Source organism: Limosilactobacillus agrestimuris (assembly GCF_943193105.1).
Taxonomy (GTDB): domain Bacteria; phylum Bacillota; class Bacilli; order Lactobacillales; family Lactobacillaceae; genus Limosilactobacillus; species Limosilactobacillus agrestimuris.
This window is the reverse complement of sequence record NZ_CALPCW010000006.1, coordinates 12660-31618: the sequence shown is the minus strand read 5'-3', so window position 1 is coordinate 31618 and position 18959 is coordinate 12660. Positions and strand designations below refer to the sequence as shown.

Annotated in this window: 15 protein-coding genes and 1 pseudogene; 4 read left to right on the top strand and 12 right to left on the bottom strand. The window is 41.1% G+C overall.

Going from position 1 to position 18959, the window contains the following annotated elements:
* Window positions 1-103: 103 nt before the first annotated feature.
* On the top strand, window positions 104-730 hold the full coding sequence (plsY, locus tag NFR46_RS05225) for a glycerol-3-phosphate 1-O-acyltransferase PlsY (RefSeq protein WP_251575311.1): 627 nt from the start codon (window positions 104-106) through the stop codon (window positions 728-730).
* A gap of 113 nt (window positions 731-843) precedes the next feature.
* On the opposite strand, the gene NFR46_RS05220 is transcribed toward plsY, so the two are convergent.
* From NFR46_RS05220 to NFR46_RS05210, 3 genes and pseudogenes are all read right to left on the bottom strand, one after another.
* Entirely contained in the window at window positions 844-1722 is an 879-nt protein-coding gene (locus tag NFR46_RS05220) for an aldose 1-epimerase family protein (protein ID WP_251575309.1), read from the bottom strand.
* A 111-nt stretch (window positions 1723-1833) separates the two neighbouring features.
* Window positions 1834-3960, bottom strand: coding sequence for a type I DNA topoisomerase (gene topA, locus NFR46_RS05215; protein ID WP_251575307.1), 2127 nt, complete (start codon window positions 3958-3960; stop codon window positions 1834-1836).
* A gap of 135 nt (window positions 3961-4095) precedes the next feature.
* Window positions 4096-4272 (bottom strand): annotated as a pseudogene (locus tag NFR46_RS05210) (DNA-processing protein DprA); the annotation flags it as partial.
* Between the two features lie 297 nt (window positions 4273-4569).
* Between NFR46_RS05210 and NFR46_RS05205 the strand changes: the two are divergent.
* Both NFR46_RS05205 and NFR46_RS05200 read left to right on the top strand, forming a co-directional pair.
* Complete coding sequence (locus tag NFR46_RS05205) at window positions 4570-4947, top strand: hypothetical protein (protein WP_251575306.1); 378 nt, start codon at window positions 4570-4572, stop codon at window positions 4945-4947.
* A 17-nt stretch (window positions 4948-4964) separates the two neighbouring features.
* Window positions 4965-5456 (top strand): hypothetical protein, encoded by a 492-nt coding sequence (locus NFR46_RS05200; protein ID WP_251575305.1) that lies wholly within the window; start codon window positions 4965-4967, stop codon window positions 5454-5456.
* 370 nt (window positions 5457-5826) lie between these two features.
* Here the strand turns inward: NFR46_RS05200 and NFR46_RS05195 are convergent, their stop codons facing one another.
* Complete coding sequence (locus tag NFR46_RS05195) at window positions 5827-9102, bottom strand: SEC10/PgrA surface exclusion domain-containing protein (protein ID WP_251575303.1); 3276 nt, start codon at window positions 9100-9102, stop codon at window positions 5827-5829.
* 179 nt (window positions 9103-9281) lie between these two features.
* Here NFR46_RS05195 and NFR46_RS05190 point away from each other — a divergent pair, with 179 nt between their 5' ends.
* The gene (locus NFR46_RS05190; protein ID WP_251575301.1) at window positions 9282-9623 is read left to right on the top strand and encodes a helix-turn-helix domain-containing protein; all 342 of its coding nucleotides are present in this window, start codon (window positions 9282-9284) and stop codon (window positions 9621-9623) included.
* An 82-nt stretch (window positions 9624-9705) separates the two neighbouring features.
* On the opposite strand, the gene NFR46_RS05185 is transcribed toward NFR46_RS05190, so the two are convergent.
* From NFR46_RS05185 to NFR46_RS05150, 8 genes are read right to left on the bottom strand one after another with little or no spacing between them, the layout of a single operon-like run.
* Complete coding sequence (locus tag NFR46_RS05185) at window positions 9706-12207, bottom strand: collagen-like domain-containing protein (protein WP_251575300.1); 2502 nt, start codon at window positions 12205-12207, stop codon at window positions 9706-9708.
* 15 nt (window positions 12208-12222) lie between these two features.
* Window positions 12223-13419, bottom strand: coding sequence for a GH25 family lysozyme (locus tag NFR46_RS05180; RefSeq protein WP_251575298.1), 1197 nt, complete (start codon window positions 13417-13419; stop codon window positions 12223-12225).
* Window positions 13420-13431: 12 nt separating this feature from the next.
* Window positions 13432-13857, bottom strand: a complete 426-nt coding sequence (locus tag NFR46_RS05175) for an SPP1 phage holin family protein (RefSeq protein ID WP_251575295.1) — start codon at window positions 13855-13857, stop codon at window positions 13432-13434.
* Entirely contained in the window at window positions 13850-14170 is a 321-nt protein-coding gene (locus NFR46_RS05170) for a hypothetical protein (RefSeq protein WP_251575293.1), read from the bottom strand. The genes NFR46_RS05175 and NFR46_RS05170 overlap by 8 nt, the downstream gene beginning before the upstream one ends.
* Before the next feature lie 16 nt (window positions 14171-14186).
* Window positions 14187-15341, bottom strand: coding sequence for a BppU family phage baseplate upper protein (locus tag NFR46_RS05165; protein WP_251575291.1), 1155 nt, complete (start codon window positions 15339-15341; stop codon window positions 14187-14189).
* A 14-nt stretch (window positions 15342-15355) separates the two neighbouring features.
* Window positions 15356-15676, bottom strand: a complete 321-nt coding sequence (locus NFR46_RS05160) for a hypothetical protein (RefSeq protein ID WP_251575290.1) — start codon at window positions 15674-15676, stop codon at window positions 15356-15358.
* A 30-nt stretch (window positions 15677-15706) separates the two neighbouring features.
* A complete protein-coding gene (locus NFR46_RS05155) occupies window positions 15707-18094 on the bottom strand; it encodes a bZIP transcription factor (RefSeq protein ID WP_251575289.1) in 2388 nt (795 codons plus the stop codon).
* A gap of 15 nt (window positions 18095-18109) precedes the next feature.
* Window positions 18110-18949, bottom strand: a complete 840-nt coding sequence (locus tag NFR46_RS05150) for a phage tail domain-containing protein (RefSeq protein ID WP_251575288.1) — start codon at window positions 18947-18949, stop codon at window positions 18110-18112.
* Window positions 18950-18959: the final 10 nt, after the last annotated feature.

Here is an 18959-nt window from a genome sequence, read left to right as displayed (position 1 = left end):
TCATTATTTTGCAAACCGCATTTTAAAAAGTAGTTGACTTAGTAGCTTCCAGCAGCATTTCGTGCTATCTTAAATGGGTAGCTATTTTTAAGGAGTAAATTGAATGACAATTAAAATAATTGGAATGGTAATTGTTGCCTACCTTCTTGGTTCTATTCCATCAGGACTTTGGATTGGTCAAACTTTTTACCATAAAGATATTCGCAAACTTGGTAGTGGGAATATTGGAACCACTAACACTTTTCGTGAATTGGGGCCTAAAGCAGGAGTTGTTGTTCTCCTAATGGATGTTCTGAAAGGAACTTTAGCAGCAAGTCAACCATACTTATTGGGAGTTTCTCACTCTGTTAACCCACTGCTTATTGGTATCTTTGCCTCATTAGGGCATACTTTTTCGATTTTTGATCACTTCCATGGAGGAAAAGCAGTTGCAACTAGTGCTGGGATCCTATTAGCATATAATCCGCCATTATTTGCACTTGCCTGCGCAATTTTCATTGGGACATTATTGTTAACTAGTATGGCTAGTTGTGCCAGTATCGTTGGAATTACTTCAATCTTTATCATCGCTCTTTGTGAGCATGATCTGATTCTTAGCTGCGTTGCAGGAATTTTAACCGTATTAGTTCTCTGGCGACACAAGAGTAATATTATACGAATTCTTACTGGTAAAGAATCATTAGTGAGTTTCGGTCTCGTTTATTATTTAAAGAAAAAACACCAAAAATAGGGGTTTTGAAAAAGGCTCTAGCGTTCGGATTTTCCAAATACTAGAGCCTTTTTGTGTACTGTGCCAGAGTCTTTTAAGATCTGCAAGAAAATTATTACCAATTACTTTTTGATTTAAAATGGTTGGATACTATACTTATATGTATCATTATCCTGCGGTGCCAAGCGGTGCATCCCCTGTTTATGGAGTAATTTACCATCTGCATTAACATTATCCGCAATCCCCCACCATGGTTCAACACAAACCAGGTTAGCTTTAGCAGGATATGGCGACCATACTCCAACATGTTGGGTTCCTAAGGTATGAACATGAACACCATGGTTATTAACCGGATCGGTCAAAGTAGCAGTAAACTTTGCACCTTCAGTTTCAAAAATTATGGCATCATTCTTAAATAATTCATGGTTAATTGTTAATGGCTTTTGCATGTTAATCATAATTGGATTTTGTGAATCATTGTAAGGACCATCTAGTACGACCCGCGAATACTCTTCAGCAGGAGAAACACTTAATTGGACCTGTTCAAAGGCACCATCGTTGTTCAACGGCATGTTAAAACCAGGGTGAGCACCGATTGCATAAATTAGTGAATGTTTACTATCAGGGTTAGTAACCGCGTAATAAACATTTAACTGATCTCCAGCTAATTCATATGTTATCCGCAATTGAAAGACAAACGGAAAGACTTTTAATGTCTCTTCATCCTCTGTTTGTTCGAGAACAACTCGTGAACTAGTTTGATCAATTACCTTAAATTCACGATCACGAGCAAAACCATGCTGAGTCTGATGATATGTTTCACCCGCATATTCATATTGATCATCCTTTAGACGACCAACAAACGGAAAGAGGACTGGTGCTTGACGCTTCCATGAAGCAGGGTCACCTTGCCATAAATATTCAACCTGATTGTCATTCCGCCGAATACTATGTAATTGGGCTCCTAACTCAGCAATTTCAACAGTTAATTTATCGTTTTCTAGCTTAATCATAGTACCATTTCTCCTTAGTAAAAAGCTCTCTAACCGCATCATAGCAAATTAGAGAGCTCTTTTAAATTAGTAAACTAGTAAAATTTAGTAAAATTAAATGAAACCGTTTTACTATTTCTGTGGTGCTTCTTCATAATCACCGTTAGGACATACAACTTGGGTACCACCCTTGATCTTTTTCTCAACTAAGAAGTGACCATCTTTAGGGCAATTACGACCAATTGGCTTATCCCAAGAAACGAAGTCGCAATCTGGATAACGAGAACATCCATAGAAGGTTCGGTTCTTCTTTGACTTTCGTTCAACAACAGTTCCTTGACCACACTTTGGGCAAGTTATCCCAGTATCCTTAACAATTGCCTTGGTATTTCGACAATTTGGGAAACGAGAGCAAGCATAGAACTTACCATAACGTCCCATTTTAATTACCATTGGGGCCCCACAAATATCACAATCTATTCCGGCAAGTTCATCTTTCATTTCAATTTTAGCAACTTCGCTTTCAGCGGTGCTAACTTCCTTTGAGAATGGTTGGTAGAAACTATCAACAACCCTTACCCAATTCTGCTTTCCTTCTTCAATTTGATCAAGCTTACCTTCAACATCAGCAGTAAATTTAGCATTCACGATATCTGGGAACTGTTTTTCAATGATAGTGTTAACAATCTCACCAAGTTCTGTTGGTTCAAAATGACGTGAAACCAGGCGAACATAATAACGCCGTTGAATAGTATCTAGTGTTGGTGCATAGGTTGAAGGACGACCAACACCATTTTCTTCAAGGGTCTTAATCAAGGCCGCTTCGGTATACCGTGCAGGCGGTTGGGTAAAGTGTTGCGCAGGATTATCGCTTACCATTAGAGCACTATCACCCTCATTTAATTCAGGAAGCAAATTATCTTGTTCCTTCCCTCGCTTATAAACTTTTGTAAAGCCAGGAAACTTAACCTTAGAACCTGATGCCCGAAAGTCGACGTCATTTTGTTGAAGGTTAACATTCATCGTATCAATAATTTCGGGCGTCATCTGACTGGCGACAAACCGTGACCAGATTAAGTTATAGAGCTTGTATTGGTCATTAGTTAAATACGGCTTCATTTTTGCTGGTGTCCGATAAACCGAAGTTGGCCGAATCGCTTCATGGGCATCCTGAGCCCCTTCTGGCAATTTCCCTTTAATCGGTTTTACGGCAGCATATTCACCACCATACTCTTCATGGATAAACTTAGAAGCTTCATGCTTAGCAACAGAGGCAATCCGGGTTGAATCAGTCCGCATATAGGTAATTAGACCAACCGCTGCTCCCTGTTTAATGTCAATTCCTTCATACAACATTTGAGCAGTCATCATTGTCTTTCGCGTGCGGAAATTCAAGCGACGGTTTGCATCTTGTTGCATGGTCGACGTTGTAAATGGTGGTTGCGGTTGACGTTTCCGTTCCCGCTTAGTTACCTGGGTAATTTGAAAATCCTTATTCTTATCCAATTTACCTAAAACTCGTTGAACATCATCATTATTTTTCAGGCTAACCTTTTTCCCGTTCTCGCCATAGAATGATGCCTTAAATTTGTCCTTATTATGCTTAAATTCGGCATCAATTGTCCAATATTCTTCAGGCTTGAAATTCTTAATTTCATTCTCCCGTTGAATAATAAGGTTAAGGGCAACGGACTGCACCCGTCCTGCACTCAAACCTTTTTTTACTTTTTTCCATAAGATCGGGCTGATTGAGTACCCTACTAACCGATCTAATACTCGTCGTGCTTGTTGAGCGTCAACTAAATCCATATTGATGGTTCGTGGTTCATTAAAAGCCTCTTTAACCGCATCCTTGGTAATTTCGTTAAAGGTTACCCGGTTTTTTTCAGAATCATCTAATTTTAAAATATTAGAAACGTGCCAGGCAATCGCTTCACCTTCACGATCAGGGTCAGATGCAAGGTAGACTGCTTTAGCATTTTTAGCATCTTTACGCAGTTTCTTAATTACATCCCCTTTTCCTCGAATCGAAATATAATCCGGTTGATAGTCATTTTCAATATCAACTCCCATTCGACTCTTTGGCAAATCTCGCACGTGACCTAAACTTGCAACAACCTTGTAAGATCGACCCAGGAATTTCCCGATTGTTTTTGCTTTCGATGGTGATTCAACGATCACTAATTTCTTTTTTGGCTTTGCGCGACGGGGTGTTTTTCGTTTACTCGTCGTTTTTTTCTTTGTAGTACTAGTTGCCATTGCATTGGCTCCTTACTTTTATACTTTTAATTATCTTTACTGATACTACTATTATTAATGCATTTATATAGTATCTGTCAAACCATATCCTAATCGAATGTTGATTTTAATTAAAAAGGAGCCAAATTGCAAGGATCAATTAGTTAAAAGAAACTCCTCGAGAAGATCCTTTACTTCAGTAATTGGTTTCGCACCTTCTGCAATTAACTGATTACAGCCCAAAGAAAGTGGCGCATCGATCCGTCCAGGGATAGCACAAACGTTCCGGTTTTCTTCTAAGCCAATTGCGGCCGTGACAAAACTTCCACAACGAAAAGAACCCGCCAAATCAACCTTTGACGGGCTTATTTTTATACATTTGTCACATTTTCGCCTCACCTGTCATTTCGTGTCATCTTACGACAATAACAAACTGGTTTGGTCTTCATTACATTATAACACTTGACTGACAATATAACAGGCTCTCAGATGAATTAAACAGTGTAACTGTCCACAAAACTGTTTTAATTTAATTATCTCTTTTTGATGACAACTAGACGCCGGGCAAAACCCGGCTTAATGATTTTATGTTGAAAGAAGAAAACAGAACAAATTGAAGGAGCAATTAATATGAAAACATACAGTTATCCAACCCACGAGAAAGAAGACATCAAACAGTTCATTGAAGCACGTTTAGACGCAGGAACGTTTGGTCTACTAATTCAAGGGGATGAAGACACAATTGAAGACGTTAAAGATCTAATGTTTGACCAAGATGATATAACCGGAAATGGATCGGGAAGCTACACATTCAGCACTCGAAAGGCTGAAGAAAATCTGGTAGGCAATTGGGACTTACTAGAAGAAGCAATGAGTGAATTTGACTTGCATGTTAATCCCATTCAAAAAGGTCCTGAATGGTGTGATTCATTGATCAGATGCTATCTGCTGGATTGGTGCTTCAGTGAAGCACTCAAAGAAATTACGAAACAAGAAATTAAAAATTAGAAAAAGGAGATCATATTATGACTAATAATAAGGAAGAAAAAAGCTTAAAAGGTATTCAACGTTACTACACAAGAACCAAGCAAGGCGCTCACGGCAACAACTATTACATTGAACCAAAACAAACATGTCCTATTGATGTGTTAAACGACAAAGAGCGGTTTGTAATTCTAACGTTTGATAAAGAAGATGACTACATTGTGATTAACAATCAGCGTTACTACCTCAATAAGTACAATTCCATCAAGGCTACGGATAAAATTCAACAACGAGTAGCCATTGTTGACTTAAAAGAACTTGCTAAGTCAAAGCCTTACAAGTATGATAAAAAGTTTGATCACGAGCACACGGCAAAGTTTGCTAGTTTTGATGAACTAGAACAGCTTGCCGAGCAGCAATGGTTGGTGAATGGTGCTCCATACATTAAGCAGGTTGCCTTGTACAATGACAAGGAAAAACGTTGCCGTTACTACTATGAACCATCTTGTGATCGCCGTGTAGCAATCGCATAACAAAAAGGCCCGGCATTGCCGGGTTTGTTTTTACCTTGTTATTGATAATTTAATTCCCCGCAACTATACCCGCAAATTCGTCTACACGGTATGCGGGAAGAGCATAAGGATCACCGCCTAATCGGGCTGATTGTCTAACGAGTTCATCACGGTTTGACGATGTATAGACAATACAACTAGATAACCAATAGACGGCTGTTTACCCTACTATTAGGCTGAATTTGAGCAAAAGTGCAATAAATACAAAATAACTGTCTTGGTACTAAATGACCGTCTGGCGGGTATCTTTTCATGATTCAACAAATCCACTCTGACACGAAAAAAGACGGCCTAAATTAGGTCGTCTTAACATTAAAATCGTTTATATGAGTTAGTTTTTACGGCGTAAATCGGCAAGTCCAAACATCGCAAGCATAGTGCCTAAACCTAATCCAATTAAGGCAGTTTCGTTCTTGTTACCCGTTTGTGGCAACTGACCATTGTTAAGATCAGAACGCTTTGCAACAGTGGCTTTAGCTGTTGATTTAACTGTAACCTCGGCAGTTGGTTCAACGTTAAGGTATTCGTCACTGTTGCCGAGTTCATTGGCAATTGGTTCTGCGGTAGCATTGCTTTGAACATCATCGACCTTATTGCCTTGACTAGGTGCAACTGTTGCCTTGTGATCGGTCTTAGTTTGGCCTTGGTCACCACTTGGTTGAGTGGATGGCTGTTGTTCGCTAGGCTTTGCAGTTGGCGTGTTAGTGTGCGTACCAGGTTGCTGTTCTTCGTGAGTTGGCGTCGTTGAAGGTTCAGTTGATGGCTTGTTGTTGTCACCCGGCTTGACGTTGTGGCCTGGTTGGTCCGTAGGATCACTAGGGGTGGTTGGCTTTTGACCGTCACCTGGCTTTGTTTCATGACCTGGGTTAACAACTGGTGTGTCAGGCTGAGATGGCTTGACTGCTGCCAAGACGTGTAAGTTCATCTTAACGGTGGTCGTTGAACCATCAGGGAACGTTACCAGAACGTCTTCGCTGTGGTCACCAACGGTGTTGGCGTCATGATTGAGCGTGTTGAGGTCGTTCCATGAAGCCGTCGTTCCAGTAGGAATTGTGTCAAGCTTGGAAGCGGCCATTTGTAAGAAGGCACCCATAACAAGACTTTGGGTAGGATCCTTAGCCATTGGGTTGGCAATTTGTGGATCAACGAGCTTGCCGGTTTCGCTGGCGTGAATGGTTTGGTCCTTGATAGCAACTGAGTCACCGTAAACTTTGTTGTCAGTGATGAGGCCTGCCTTGGCCTTGGCGAGCGCGTTCTTGGTCTTGTCAGCCTTTGCTTGAGCGTCTGTTAAGGCGTTAGCTGTCTTGGTAGCTTCGTCCTTGGCATTTTCGAGCTTTGTTTGAGCTTGCTTTAACTCGTTTTGGGCCTTGGTTAAGTTTTCTTGAGCTGTTTCGTGATTGGACTTGGCAACCTGTAACTTTTGGCTGGCAGCGTTGAGCTTGTCCTTGGCATCAGCAACAGTTTGATCACCGCTTGTTAATGCGTCAACCCGTTCTTGAGCCGACTTAGCTTTGGCTTGTGCGTCAGCAAGGGTCTTTTGTGCTGCTTGAGCTTCTTGCTTAGCACTAGCAAGCGCACTGTCAGATTGACTCTTCATCGTCTGAGCCTTTTGAGCGGCCTTCTTGGCATCTGCTAAGTTAGCTTGCTTTTGAGCCAGTACTGCCTTGGCATTCTTGAGTGCCTCCTGGGCGTCAGCAAGTGACATGCTAGAACCTTGATCGTGAGCTAACTTGTCTTGAGCAGCCTTCAGTTCGTCAGCAGCGTGTTGTGCGTCAGCCTTGGCACTAGCTAGGTCAGCACTTGCTTGGCTGGCTTCTTGTTTAGCTGTTTCAAGCTTAGCTTGAGCGTCTTGCAATTCCTGTTTGGCGTTGGCAAGTTGGGCTGCATGATCGTCAGTCTTTGGAATAGCAACGTCTTTTTGCCATTCAGCTTGGAAGAACTTTCCGTTTGGATTGGTGTTGTTACTGTTGAATTCAGAGTTGAAGTGGAATCCACCAGCGTTCTTGTTCTTTTGACCAGCGAAGTTTGTTACGTGGTCAGATGTGTCGTATTCGTAAGATACCCCGAATTCGACTGGCTTATCGGCATTGGTTTCACGAATGCCTAAAATATCGGTAGCGTGACCGAAGCTTTCGCCCATGTCGTCGAAGAGCATGGCTTTGATAGCGTTGTAAATACCACGTTGTAAATCATTGCGAGTAAGACCGTTGTATTCACTTACCCAGGTACCGCTGGTAGCTAAAATGTCGTCTGGGTTGTCAGCAACGAACTTTTGGTGAGCGAATGAGTTGTCACCACTCCATGATTCGTTAACACCGACACCCCATTGATTGCCGACAGCTTCGATTCCGGCATTGTCATGGCCCTTTTCCCATTGGTTCCAGTGGTCACTGCTGTATCGATCGGCAACATCTTGTGCAATCTTGAGTGAACCATTAGTGATCTTATAAACTGGAGAACCAGCCTTTTGACGTAATGGGTTGAGCAATTGAGCGGCATATTGAGTGGCAAACTTAGCGTCTTCATCAGATAATGTACCATTGCTGTTCATGTGAATTGGAATAGCTTCGGCAGCTGGATCGTCTTGGTATTGGTTACTTTGATTGAGCTTCTTACTTTCACTAACTAGTTGCTGGTAATCATTATCAGACATGTTCTTTGGCTTTAAGTTTTGATCGATAAAGCCCATGCCGCCGCGTTCCTTGTTGATTTGGTTAAGGTAGGCGTCACTGGCATTAATGGTGTTAACAACGTGGACATCCTTGCTTAATTGATCAACTGTTTTTTGTGCATTATTAACGGCAGTTTGTGCGTTATTTTGCGCTTCGCTCTTTTCGTCGCTAACCTTTTGGGCGTCATTGACTTTTGCGTCGGCCGTGTTTTTGGCATTGGTCTTCGTCTTCACATCGTTAGTGTCTTGTGCAACTACTTGATCATGGTTTTCAGCGTTTTTGACGTCGTTTTGTGCGTTGTTGACACTGGTTTGGGCGTCGTTAACTTCGCCTTGGATTTTTTGCACTTGATTAGTAGTGTCCTTAACGTTTTGGGCGGCAGTGTCAGCATTGGCTTGAGCCTGAGATTGCTTGGCGTTAGCTTGATCGGCAGCCTTTTGGGCGTCGCTAACGGCGTTGTTGGCAGCCTTGAGGTCACTTTGTGCTTGATGTACAGCTTGATCGGTTTGGGCTTGTTGCTTTACCGTGTTGTCATAGTCATTTTGTGCCTTACTTGCTTCAGCTTGGGCTTGAGCAACTTCAGTTTGAGTGTCTTGTTCGGCAGCAGTAGCTGATTGAACCTTTTGATTAGCTGTGTTAACGTCAGCTTGAGCAGAATCAACGTTGCCTTGGGCTTGAGTGTTCTTAGCACTAACTTGAGCAAGATTGCTTTGTGCGTCTGTATTTGCCTTATTAGCGTTAGCATAAGCTTGCCGGCTGGCGTCTTGCTGAGTCTTTAAGTCACTAGCTTGTGGATTTTGAGTCTGAGTTTGGGTATCAGCTTGGGTATTAACGGTATCAGCATGAACATTGCCTGTTACTGCCATTGTTCCACCGGTAACGGCGGCTGCAGCGGCAGCCATGGCTAATGTCTTCTTAGTATTCTTCTTTGTCATAAAATAGATTCCTCCCTAAAACATTTTTCATAAATATTTTATCACATACTTCAACTATTGATTCATATCAGTTTTAACTATTGTACTAGCTATATATGACCATTTAAATAAGTTCTTTAGTCTCTTAAATTGAGTCAACCTGAAACTTTACGATTAAATATAAAAAAGGATCGTAAAGTATGAATGAAACTAACAACATAGGTAATAACATTTCAAAATATCGTAGGAAGGCGGGATTGAGTCAAGAAAAGCTTGCTGAGCAAGCTGGGCTATCTGTTGGTTATTTGTCAAAGGTGGAGAGATCAATACCTACAAATATTAGCGTAACAATTCTAATGAGAATTGCAGAAGCTCTTAGTGTGACACTCGATGATCTAACTAATAAGAAAAATTCTGATTTAAATAGCAGTTTGAAACCTAATCAACAGCGATTGAATAACCTATTAGATAAAATGGATACTGAAACAAGTGAACAGCTATGTCAAAATATCATCAGTTCTATCAAACTGTTTAAACAATAATTGTCTCTTTTTGATGATAATACACAAAAAGAAAAAGAGCACAGTCCTTCAACAGGTTGTGCTCTTCGTGTTAATTATTCAATTATTGTACCGACTTTGGACCTTCAGCAAGCTTAGTCCAACCGTTATTCATTCCGTAGTAAGGCATTGAATCGTGTGACCAATCAGTACGAATAAACCATACCGCTGTTGAACCTTCGGCAGCAGTTGCAATCACAGTATAAGGTGTGACAATTAACTGAACCGGAGTTGCATAGGTTGAAGCCATGTTAGAGCTACTCTTAATCGTCAAATTGTATCCATGATTTGCAATATCACGTAGTAGGTAGATGCCTGGCTTCAAGAACTTTTTAATATCGTTAGTTCCATCATTAAGAGTGAAATTATCGACATCTAAAGTATAGCTCTTTGACGAGTCAAGGCTAAGATATTTGCCAAGTTGGTCCTGGTCTACAATCGTTAATTTAGGTAACTTGTCGTAATCAAAGTTGGCGTTAGTTGAAGCCTCTGATTGACCACCAATGTTAGCCGTTGCGGCGTTTGTTGAGAACTGTGTTGGAGTGGTTCCATCCGAAGCATATGCAGTGAACATGCTAATAGTTGAAACAGAGCCATCAGTGCCAATAACAACATCATCATATAGTGGTTGAGTTCCGTAACTTTCGTACCCCGCTAAGTCCGAAACTTGAGCGTGTGACAAGTTACTTACGCTTCCTTTAGTGTAGAACCAAATGCCTTTACCTTGAGTACCTGTGAGGCCTTGCTTCCCCTCGATTTTAACAAAGTTTGAACTCAATTCTGCTGTGCTGTCAGTAACGTTATTGATCTGCAAAAGCATTTGACCATTGGCGAAGTTATCATCGGCGATCACATAGTCACCAACTTCTGGTTTCAACGTTGAATCAGCAGATGATAATGCCGTCAGACTAACAGTCATTGGTGACATTCGAGTAGATACAGTGTCGGAACTCAGGAAGATTGCAGTACCCCGTTTTCCGTCACGACCTGGTGTACCAATAGCGTCTTTACCTGGTGCACCTTGAGTACCTTTTAAGCTGTTTAAGAATGCTTGCTTGTCTCCAGTATTGCCTTGGTCAAGCCAAATTTGATAAGCACTCTCACCATCTTTGCCGGGTGCACCAACTGCATCCTTTCCAGCTGGTCCTTTGAGACTGTTTAACCAACTTTGAAGGTCACCTTTAAAGCCATTTTCAACAGCTAAATCGTAGGCACTCTTTCCATCAGCACCCGGCTTTCCAACGCCATCTGCTCCAGCTTTTCCAGAAGGAATTGACAGGTTGATTGCATAGCTTGTCTCACCGGTCTTAGTTAGTGAAGCTGATGGTTTTTCATCACTGCCAACACTAGTGATTGTACCGATTGTTAATTGTGGCTTGATGACTTGGTTAACACCACCAGTTTCACCTTTAGCACCAGCGGGGATGCTTAAAGTTAACGTGTAAGTGTTGTCGTGGTTGTCAACCAAATCTGCTTGAGCTGGTTGGTCAGATGCAACGCTCTTAACACCACCCATTTTAAGCTTAGGAGCTACAGCATCCTTGCCAGGTAATCCTTGGTCACCCTTTTCACCTTTGAGTGATGCAAGCCATGACTTTAAGTCTCCTTGATAACCAGAATCAACTGCTAATTGGTAGGCGTCTTGACCTTTTAGTGAATTGATCCATTCCTTTTCTGTTCCAGCAAATCCGCCTTCAACTGCTAACTGATAAGCAGACTTTCCGGAATCACCTTTTGGACCAACTAGTGATTTCAAAAAGGCTTTTTCATCACCAACATTACCTGCATCTTTCCAAATGTCGTAAGCGCTCTTGCCAGTCAATCCTTGATCACCTTGAGGGCCAACTAATGACTTCAAAAAGTCCTCTTCAGACCCTTTGTTTCCAGCGTCAAGCCAAATCTGATAACTGCTCTTTCCGTCTGGACCAACAGGACCTTTACGCAGATAGTCTAACCATTCTTTTTCAGTTCCCTTAAAGCCATTATCAACGGCTACTTGATAAGCACTCTTTCCAGATGGACCCGGTTGGCCAGTATCGCCACCGTCACCTTTTTCACCTTTTAATGACTTCAAGAAATCTTCTTTTGAGCCTTTGTTTCCAGCGTCAAGCCACTCTTCATAAGCACTCTTACCCGGAACAGCTTTCTTTTCGGCTTCATCGATTGCATTGTTTAATTGCTTCTTAAAATCATCCAATGTGATAACAGTGATAGCACCGCCTTCAAGACTATCAGCGTTACGGTCAATGGTGAACTCAAGCATACCTTGTGAAGGCCAAATTGCATTCACACCATCACTTAACTTAGTCCAGAGTTCAAGTTGATAGTCACCAGCTGGAAGGTCTGCTAATTCTGATGTCGAGAAGGTAACATTGTTGCTGCCTGTGATTAACGTTGCGTCAATATCTTTAACGTGTGCCTTGTCTTTATCAATGTGGATCTTTGCCACATTGTCATTATCCCACGTTACAGGTTCATTATCATTGCGTGCCGATAACCGGATGATTTCAGACGAATCAGAAGCTTTAAAAACATTTGTGTCATTTTCATTTGTTAAGTATCGCATTATTAAGTATCTCCTTTATTTAAAACTGCCAAATGGTTGATGTGTGTTAGCATTACGAACAGCCAAGTAAGCGTAACCGCCGTGTGAACGTGGCTGGCGAATCCAAACGTATCCACCGTGATTGCTCCAAGCGTCATACTTAATTTGACTACCCGGTACTAGTGTTGTGATCCGGTTTGATGTTGTACGAGCACCCCACCGGAGATTAATCCACGTCGACGCGGTGAACATTCCCTGTTCCGAATGCCAAGTATCACCCAACGCATCACGCCATGAACTGCCTGATTTAACAGGGTTTGCTTGCCGTGTTGAAGTGGTGAGCTTTAACACTTGACCTGGATAAATAACCGAGTTGATGCTCTTTCCATTGATTGATGCGAGCGCGTACATGTTCATTCCATGAGCATTTGCAATGGCCCACCAGGAATCTCCATCGCGAACCGTATAAGTTCCGTTTGATTGAGCAGGCTTTACTGGCGCAGTATTCTGGGTGTGCGCTGGCTGTTTGACTGCTGGGTTGGTGTTCTTCGTGTACCCGTTGTCGGTAATCCCGGTCAAATCAACATCACCATCAAGGCCTCCCCAAATATACGTTGAAGTAAACTGGAAGATCGCCACGTTGTTAAAGCTTGGGAAGAAGCCGTAATTTGGATAGCGACGAACACTGTAATCTGGATACTCAGCAAGCCAAAGTGGATAGTTTTGACTGATATATTGCAGGTTCAAATGATTAAGCAAGAAGTTCTTGTAACCATATAAAACAGGCGTATAACCAGCATCTTTAATGCGTCCAAGTGCATACATGACAGAGTCAGTATCTGGGCTGCCTGATTCAACGTCTAACGCAACAATTGATCCCTTTGGTGTCGTAACACGTGGCAAGTAGTAGTTGAGCATCTGGTCGGCTTGCCAACGTCCACTAAACTGAGCGTAAATGTACGTGTGAGCATGTAATCCACGAGCTCTAGCGTTAGAAACTTGGGTGCTATACGTCCAGTGTGGGACGAATGAGCCGTTGTAATAGCCTCCAACTTGGCTGAATTCAAACGTTTCATCCCCGTAACCGGCTTTCCCATAAGCACCTTGGTAGACACTTTGGTCAGTTCCGCGGTCACCCTTGGCAGCGTTGGCTGTTTGAGTACTTGTACCCAATAAAAAAACCGCTGCTAAAGCAACGGCAATAGTACGTAAAATATTTTTATGTCTAAACAATGGAAGTCCTCCTTATTGTTTGTCTCGTTTTGATGACAATGATTTATTATTTTCCGCTAAAACGGATGCACTAACAGACGCAATTTGTTCGTCTTTGATGTGCTGAGCTTGTGATGCTAGGGACGTTAATGCTTTGATTTCAGCAGTTGAGACGTTTTGGACTGAGTGGTGAAGTTCTGGTTTGGTATCAATTGATGCAACTACTTTAGATTGATCATTAGCACCACCCTCAACAAAGCCAAGTAAACCGAGGATAGTTAGAATGGTGTTAATGATTCCTACAACTTGGTCTTCATGAGTTGGTGTGATGTTAAATGCTGATAACACTTCATTAACCAGAACGATCAATAAAGTAATAAAACTAACTAAAGTAGTCTTGTTAATTGTTCCATCAACATTCAAAAACTTATTCTTCAAAACTGATTTAGTCTTATCCATGAGATTTGCCTCCGTTCTTTAACAGTCGAAATAATTCGGCAATGCGTTCTTCATCTTTAATAAAAGCCTTGTCATGCTTTGCTAAGTGCTCTGATAATTTTTGATAATCAGCGTCACGCCTAGCATTGGCTTCATTCATATCTTTAACAGTCTTGTTTAGGTCGTCGATAGCATTGCGTAAAGCGTCGATCATTTTTATAGCTCCAATCAAAAGTCCAATAATTGTACCTAAAAACGTCAATAATGCTACCCAATCAGTAACTGTCATACCAAACGCTGTCCATTCAGAGGCGGCTAAAATTAATAAATGCATGAATTAAAAGCCTCCTTTAATGTATATTTCCAATGTTTTTCGTGTATTCAGTTTGTGCTGACTGCAAGAATGACCCCATAAATTTAAGCCCAGACTCACCATAGACAGATGAATTCGTGTCATATTGTATGATGAAATCATGAACAGCTTGAGAAATAGATGATGTCATCACCGAGTTAACCGCTATTTGATAGCTTGCTAAACTGTAAGTATTACTTACTTTGTAAACTTCTTTTGATAGTGAACTGACAGCATTTTGAGCATCAGTGACATCATCAGCAACACTTGAAATATCACTGGAATAATCCTTGGTACTACCTAGTGTTGGAATAGCATCAACCGTTTCAGATAGTGATGTTAAGTTGTTCTTAATAGCACTAAGACTAGTTGAAACAGTATCAAGACTAGTAGACATAGCAGAAATACTATTAGCATTACTAAATGCACTGTTTCCAGCATTAGTTGCCGCGTTTTGAGCATCACTAACAGCAGCACTCAAGCTAGAAATACTCGTTGCATTAGTTGACGCACTCACCACAGCGTTTGAAGCTACATCACTAACAGTTGGCATTTCAGCCTTCAGAGATTCAACTTCACTGTTGACTAAGTTCTTGATAGTCACCCGGTCAATCACATTACTTCCAGTAAAATGATTATCGCCATCAGCCGTAATAACATTGTTGGCTGAGCCAATCACCCGGTTTAAAGCTGAAATATAAACCGTTGATTGCTGGTTAGTGATGTCAATGCTTTGCATGGCAGTAAACACAACATTAATAGTTGAAATTTGTTGATCATCCCCGGTCAACGTTTTGTCTTTAAGAACAAAATAACCTTGTTGGATTTCACCAGGTGCCTCATAGAACGCCTTTGGAATGCCAAAAATAACTAATCCTGATGTCGGCTCCATTAAGTTTAGAATCTTATCAGACACTTTAACGACGCCGCTTGCATCACGAACTCGCAACTCAATAGTTGTGTTAGTCAAATCGTGTGGTTGGCCATCATCAACAAAGGCAATTGGAACAGCCCGCATATCATCGTCTGCTCGACCATTAGCGGCGTTAATAACCGCTGTTTTATTAGGTAATGTTGTGGTGTCCAGCTCGTAATACATATTGGCAACTAACTTTGGTGTGTACCTTTGCATTTTTGGATCTTGATTTAACATAATTTTCCTCCTTCCTAGTATTTGTTAACTTTGTTTTCAATCTGCTTTAAAGCCTGGTCTACTGTTGACCAGTCGGCATTGTCATATAGTAAGACCGGTGGTGCTAGCCGTAATTGTTGCAACTGCTTTGATAAGTTGTTAAAGCCACGAATAACACCATATTGAGACTCACGAACATATGCACGAAGTCGACTGTTGTAATAACGTGGCTTTTCAGCATTGACTGGTTCAAAATTTACATTGATTGAAAACACTCTTAAAATCTTCTTTTTAATTGCAAGACAACGATAATTAAAATCGTCAATGTGCTTGCTGAAATCTTCTAAATCGTTCATTGTAAAAACCTCTTTAAAGCAAAAAGCAGCCTAACCTTTCAAGTCGTTAAGTTGCTTTTTTAAGTCTTTATTTTCATCTTTGAGATCGTTGATTTGGTCTTGTAAAGCTTGCACTGCTTTAACAAGATAGCCAACCGTGACGTCATCTTTACGACCACCACCAGCACCATTATCTGCAATAAAAGCTTTTGGTGTTTTCCATTGTGGTTTATCATGAACATCATCAATAATTACAGATGCGTGCTTTTCGTGGGTATCATCGTGCTTATACTGATACTCTGCAATATCCGTATTAAGAATTGTATTCAATGCTTTACTTTTTGAGAGCGACTTGACGTCCTTCTTCATGCTGAGCTTTGAAAATGTATAGCTGTTCTTATACGCAATCCGATGACATATAACATCCCCTTGTTTGTATCCGTCAGTTGGTGTTGGCATTCGGTTTACGTGAATTCTTCCAACTTGCAACCCAGCTAACTCACCAGGTTGTTCAGGGCTTGCATCATCAATGGTGTGGAGTGTTGGGTCCTTTTTATCCGTTTTCCACACACGTCTTAACGTTCCACCGTTTTTGTTTTTCTTAAATCCCATTCCATCATCATTAGAAAAATCTGGAATATAGTCATCATCAGTTACATTTGCTCTAAGAGTGAACGTCGGGGAAGTTGTGGTGATTAGTCCCGAATTGCAAAACGCCATCTGTCCCAAGTACCAATCAGATTGTGTGTAATAACTTTGATGTCCTTCTTTATTGATCCAGTCCCAATCGTAATGGTGATAGTCGGCCTTTAAAAGGTGACGCCATTCAGAATCATCCTCATCTCCAGGATCTTCATCTGTTTGTTGTTGCCATGTTCCATCACGTAAATCTTTCAAGTGATCATCATCAGTTATACGAATGTTCCACGATTTGTTCTTTTCGTTTAACGTCAATCCACCATATTTACTAATGTGGGCGTTTGTTTTTCGGTCACTGATCGGCAAGTGTGCCCTCATGGTACTCACTTTTTTCACGAGTGCTTTAAGAAGTTCTTTGGCGGCCTTCCCATCATCACTCTTACGATGCTTGGTTTTATCGGTGTTACGCAGCTTGCGTTTGTGATATGTATCAGTTCCTTCATCTTTTCCAATATCACTAACATCGTTAATCTCATCGTTATCAATGGCATCTTTAATCTGTTTGACAACTGGTGACATTTCTTGATCGTGAACAGTGATTTTACTTATTACGTCAAGAATACCAGGCTCTAAGTTAGAGTATGTTACAGAAGTACCGGTTGAAGAGTCGAACGGATGAGCAGTAAAGCCAACCAGCATGACGTGGTATGTTTCGTTTTCTTGACTCAAACCAACAGTGTACTTTCCGTGAATTGCGGGGATGGTGTAACTATCACCCGGTCGGTCAATCGTTCCGGTGATTGATACCGTTGGTTCGGTAACCATTGCTTCACGCGCTGCATCATCAGCAGCATCTGCATCAGTGAAATTGTTAGCTAGCGCTTGTTTTGCTGGATGGAAGCCCCAATTGTCAACAGACTCTTTGGAGTAAGCAATGTGGTTTTGGAAGTAATAATATTGGTCAAACGTTAATTCTTGCTCTTCAGTCGTCTCATCGTCATTGTCATTATTGACAGTATAACTGGCAGACTGTACCTCAATTGCATTACATAACGTTGAAATGTCACGTGTGATAGAGACTGAACGCGCGTTTAACATTGCATCAACACGTTCACCTGTTTCAGTATCAATAACGTTTTGTAAGTTACCGTGATCGTCACGTTCTTCCTGGAAGCCATAAATGTTGATTTCTTTTTTATTCCCAACAATTACTGTTCCAGGCCAAACAGTTTTAATTGACGTTAACAATTGCTTGCCATCCCATTTTCCAGCATCAGATATTGGACGAGTTGGAAAGTATCCGTGTGTTTTGAAAGTGAAGCCTTGCATATCAACGCCCTTTTTGAACCAATCAATGAGACCTTGCAAATCAAGATACGCAACGTTTTTGTTGTCATTATCAGCAGAACCAGTTCCAGTAGTTGCATAGTTTAACTTTCGCGGTTGAACAACATTTTGAAAGTCAACATTGACAAGTTGATTAGCTGTGACAGAAGCGTTAGCGGCACCGTTAACTTGCTTAGTAAAAGAAGTAATCTTAAATTCATTCCCACCAAACAAGATAACGTTTCCAACGTTCAAGGCCTTAAATCCAGGATGGCTGTTATTGTAGACTTGAAAGCTGATAGAGAACTCTTGATTGTCTTTATAGTTGACAGTTGTTGATTGACGAGTTGCCGAGTCAAGAACATATATCAAAGGCTTTTTAAGTCGTGTGTTTCCGTCCATTTCTTGTCGAACTTTAAGATAATCACACGTATCACTAAACAAAATTGATGAAGTATTTGTTTTGTTGTTCAATTAGCTCTCTCCTTTCTATGGTGCTGCGAAGAAGAAACGCGTATCAACGTATCCACCAGAAGCACCAGTTAAAGTAATTTTGTTAACACCGGGATCCAGCCAGAAATCACGTGAATTTGAATATTGGTTAATTGGCTCACCGACTGAGTTCTTTAGATTGAGATTGTACCAAGTCAAATTGCCGATCACACCGTCTCCTTTGGCTGATAATTCGGTGCCGGTCGTTTCGTTATTGATTGATATTGAACCACTTGCACCGTAAATTTTGATTCCAAGCTCCATGTTTGGATTGGTCATTTGGATTCTCACACCTTCGGGGATGTAGATGTTGTTTGTGCCTGGTTTTAAGCTCCAGTCAGGATGACTAACACCAACGGCCATGTGCAAGTCATACAGCCAATCACTCTTCCAACGTTTCTGTAACAAGCTGGTTGGGTTTGTGAACCACAAGCCCAGAGCATTAATCATCTCAACATCAAACAACAGGTCATGCGTCCCTTGATCTTTTAGTGTCATATCACACTTACTTGTGTAACAGCGTGCGTGAATAATATCATGATTACTAAAAGACAGCTCAAAGGCTGCCTTACTAGTAAAATAATTTTGAATATCACGCTTTTTATCTAAGAAGTCATAATATGAGTCAAAATGTAACCAGAAATGTAACGTTAGGGTTGATTGTCCAGCCGAATTATATTGCCAACTAGAACCATCAATTCCAGCATCATTGGTGAAAGAATTGTTAATAACCGGGTTGATCTCATAATCTAAGAAACGTAAATCAGGAAACAAAGACTCAATATCCACCATTTGTGCAGTGTCATGGTTATCCCACCACGAATTATGAGAGTTCAAGCCTCCCCAA

Bases quoted from the DNA above. Each gene is read 5' to 3' on its own strand.
- plsY (WP_251575311.1), top strand. From the start codon at position 104: ATGACAATTAAAATAATTGGAATGGTAATTGTTGCCTACCTTCTTGGT.
- NFR46_RS05220 (WP_251575309.1), bottom strand. From the start codon at position 1,722: ATGATTAAGCTAGAAAACGATAAATTAACTGTTGAAATTGCTGAGTTA.
- topA (WP_251575307.1), bottom strand. From the start codon at position 3,960: ATGGCAACTAGTACTACAAAGAAAAAAACGACGAGTAAACGAAAAACA.
- NFR46_RS05205 (WP_251575306.1), top strand. From the start codon at position 4,570: ATGAAAACATACAGTTATCCAACCCACGAGAAAGAAGACATCAAACAG.
- NFR46_RS05200 (WP_251575305.1), top strand. From the start codon at position 4,965: ATGACTAATAATAAGGAAGAAAAAAGCTTAAAAGGTATTCAACGTTAC.
- NFR46_RS05195 (WP_251575303.1), bottom strand. From the start codon at position 9,102: ATGACAAAGAAGAATACTAAGAAGACATTAGCCATGGCTGCCGCTGCA.
- NFR46_RS05190 (WP_251575301.1), top strand. From the start codon at position 9,282: ATGAATGAAACTAACAACATAGGTAATAACATTTCAAAATATCGTAGG.
- NFR46_RS05185 (WP_251575300.1), bottom strand. From the start codon at position 12,207: ATGCGATACTTAACAAATGAAAATGACACAAATGTTTTTAAAGCTTCT.
- NFR46_RS05175 (WP_251575295.1), bottom strand. From the start codon at position 13,857: ATGGATAAGACTAAATCAGTTTTGAAGAATAAGTTTTTGAATGTTGAT.
- NFR46_RS05170 (WP_251575293.1), bottom strand. From the start codon at position 14,170: ATGCATTTATTAATTTTAGCCGCCTCTGAATGGACAGCGTTTGGTATG.
- NFR46_RS05165 (WP_251575291.1), bottom strand. From the start codon at position 15,341: ATGTTAAATCAAGATCCAAAAATGCAAAGGTACACACCAAAGTTAGTT.
- NFR46_RS05160 (WP_251575290.1), bottom strand. From the start codon at position 15,676: ATGAACGATTTAGAAGATTTCAGCAAGCACATTGACGATTTTAATTAT.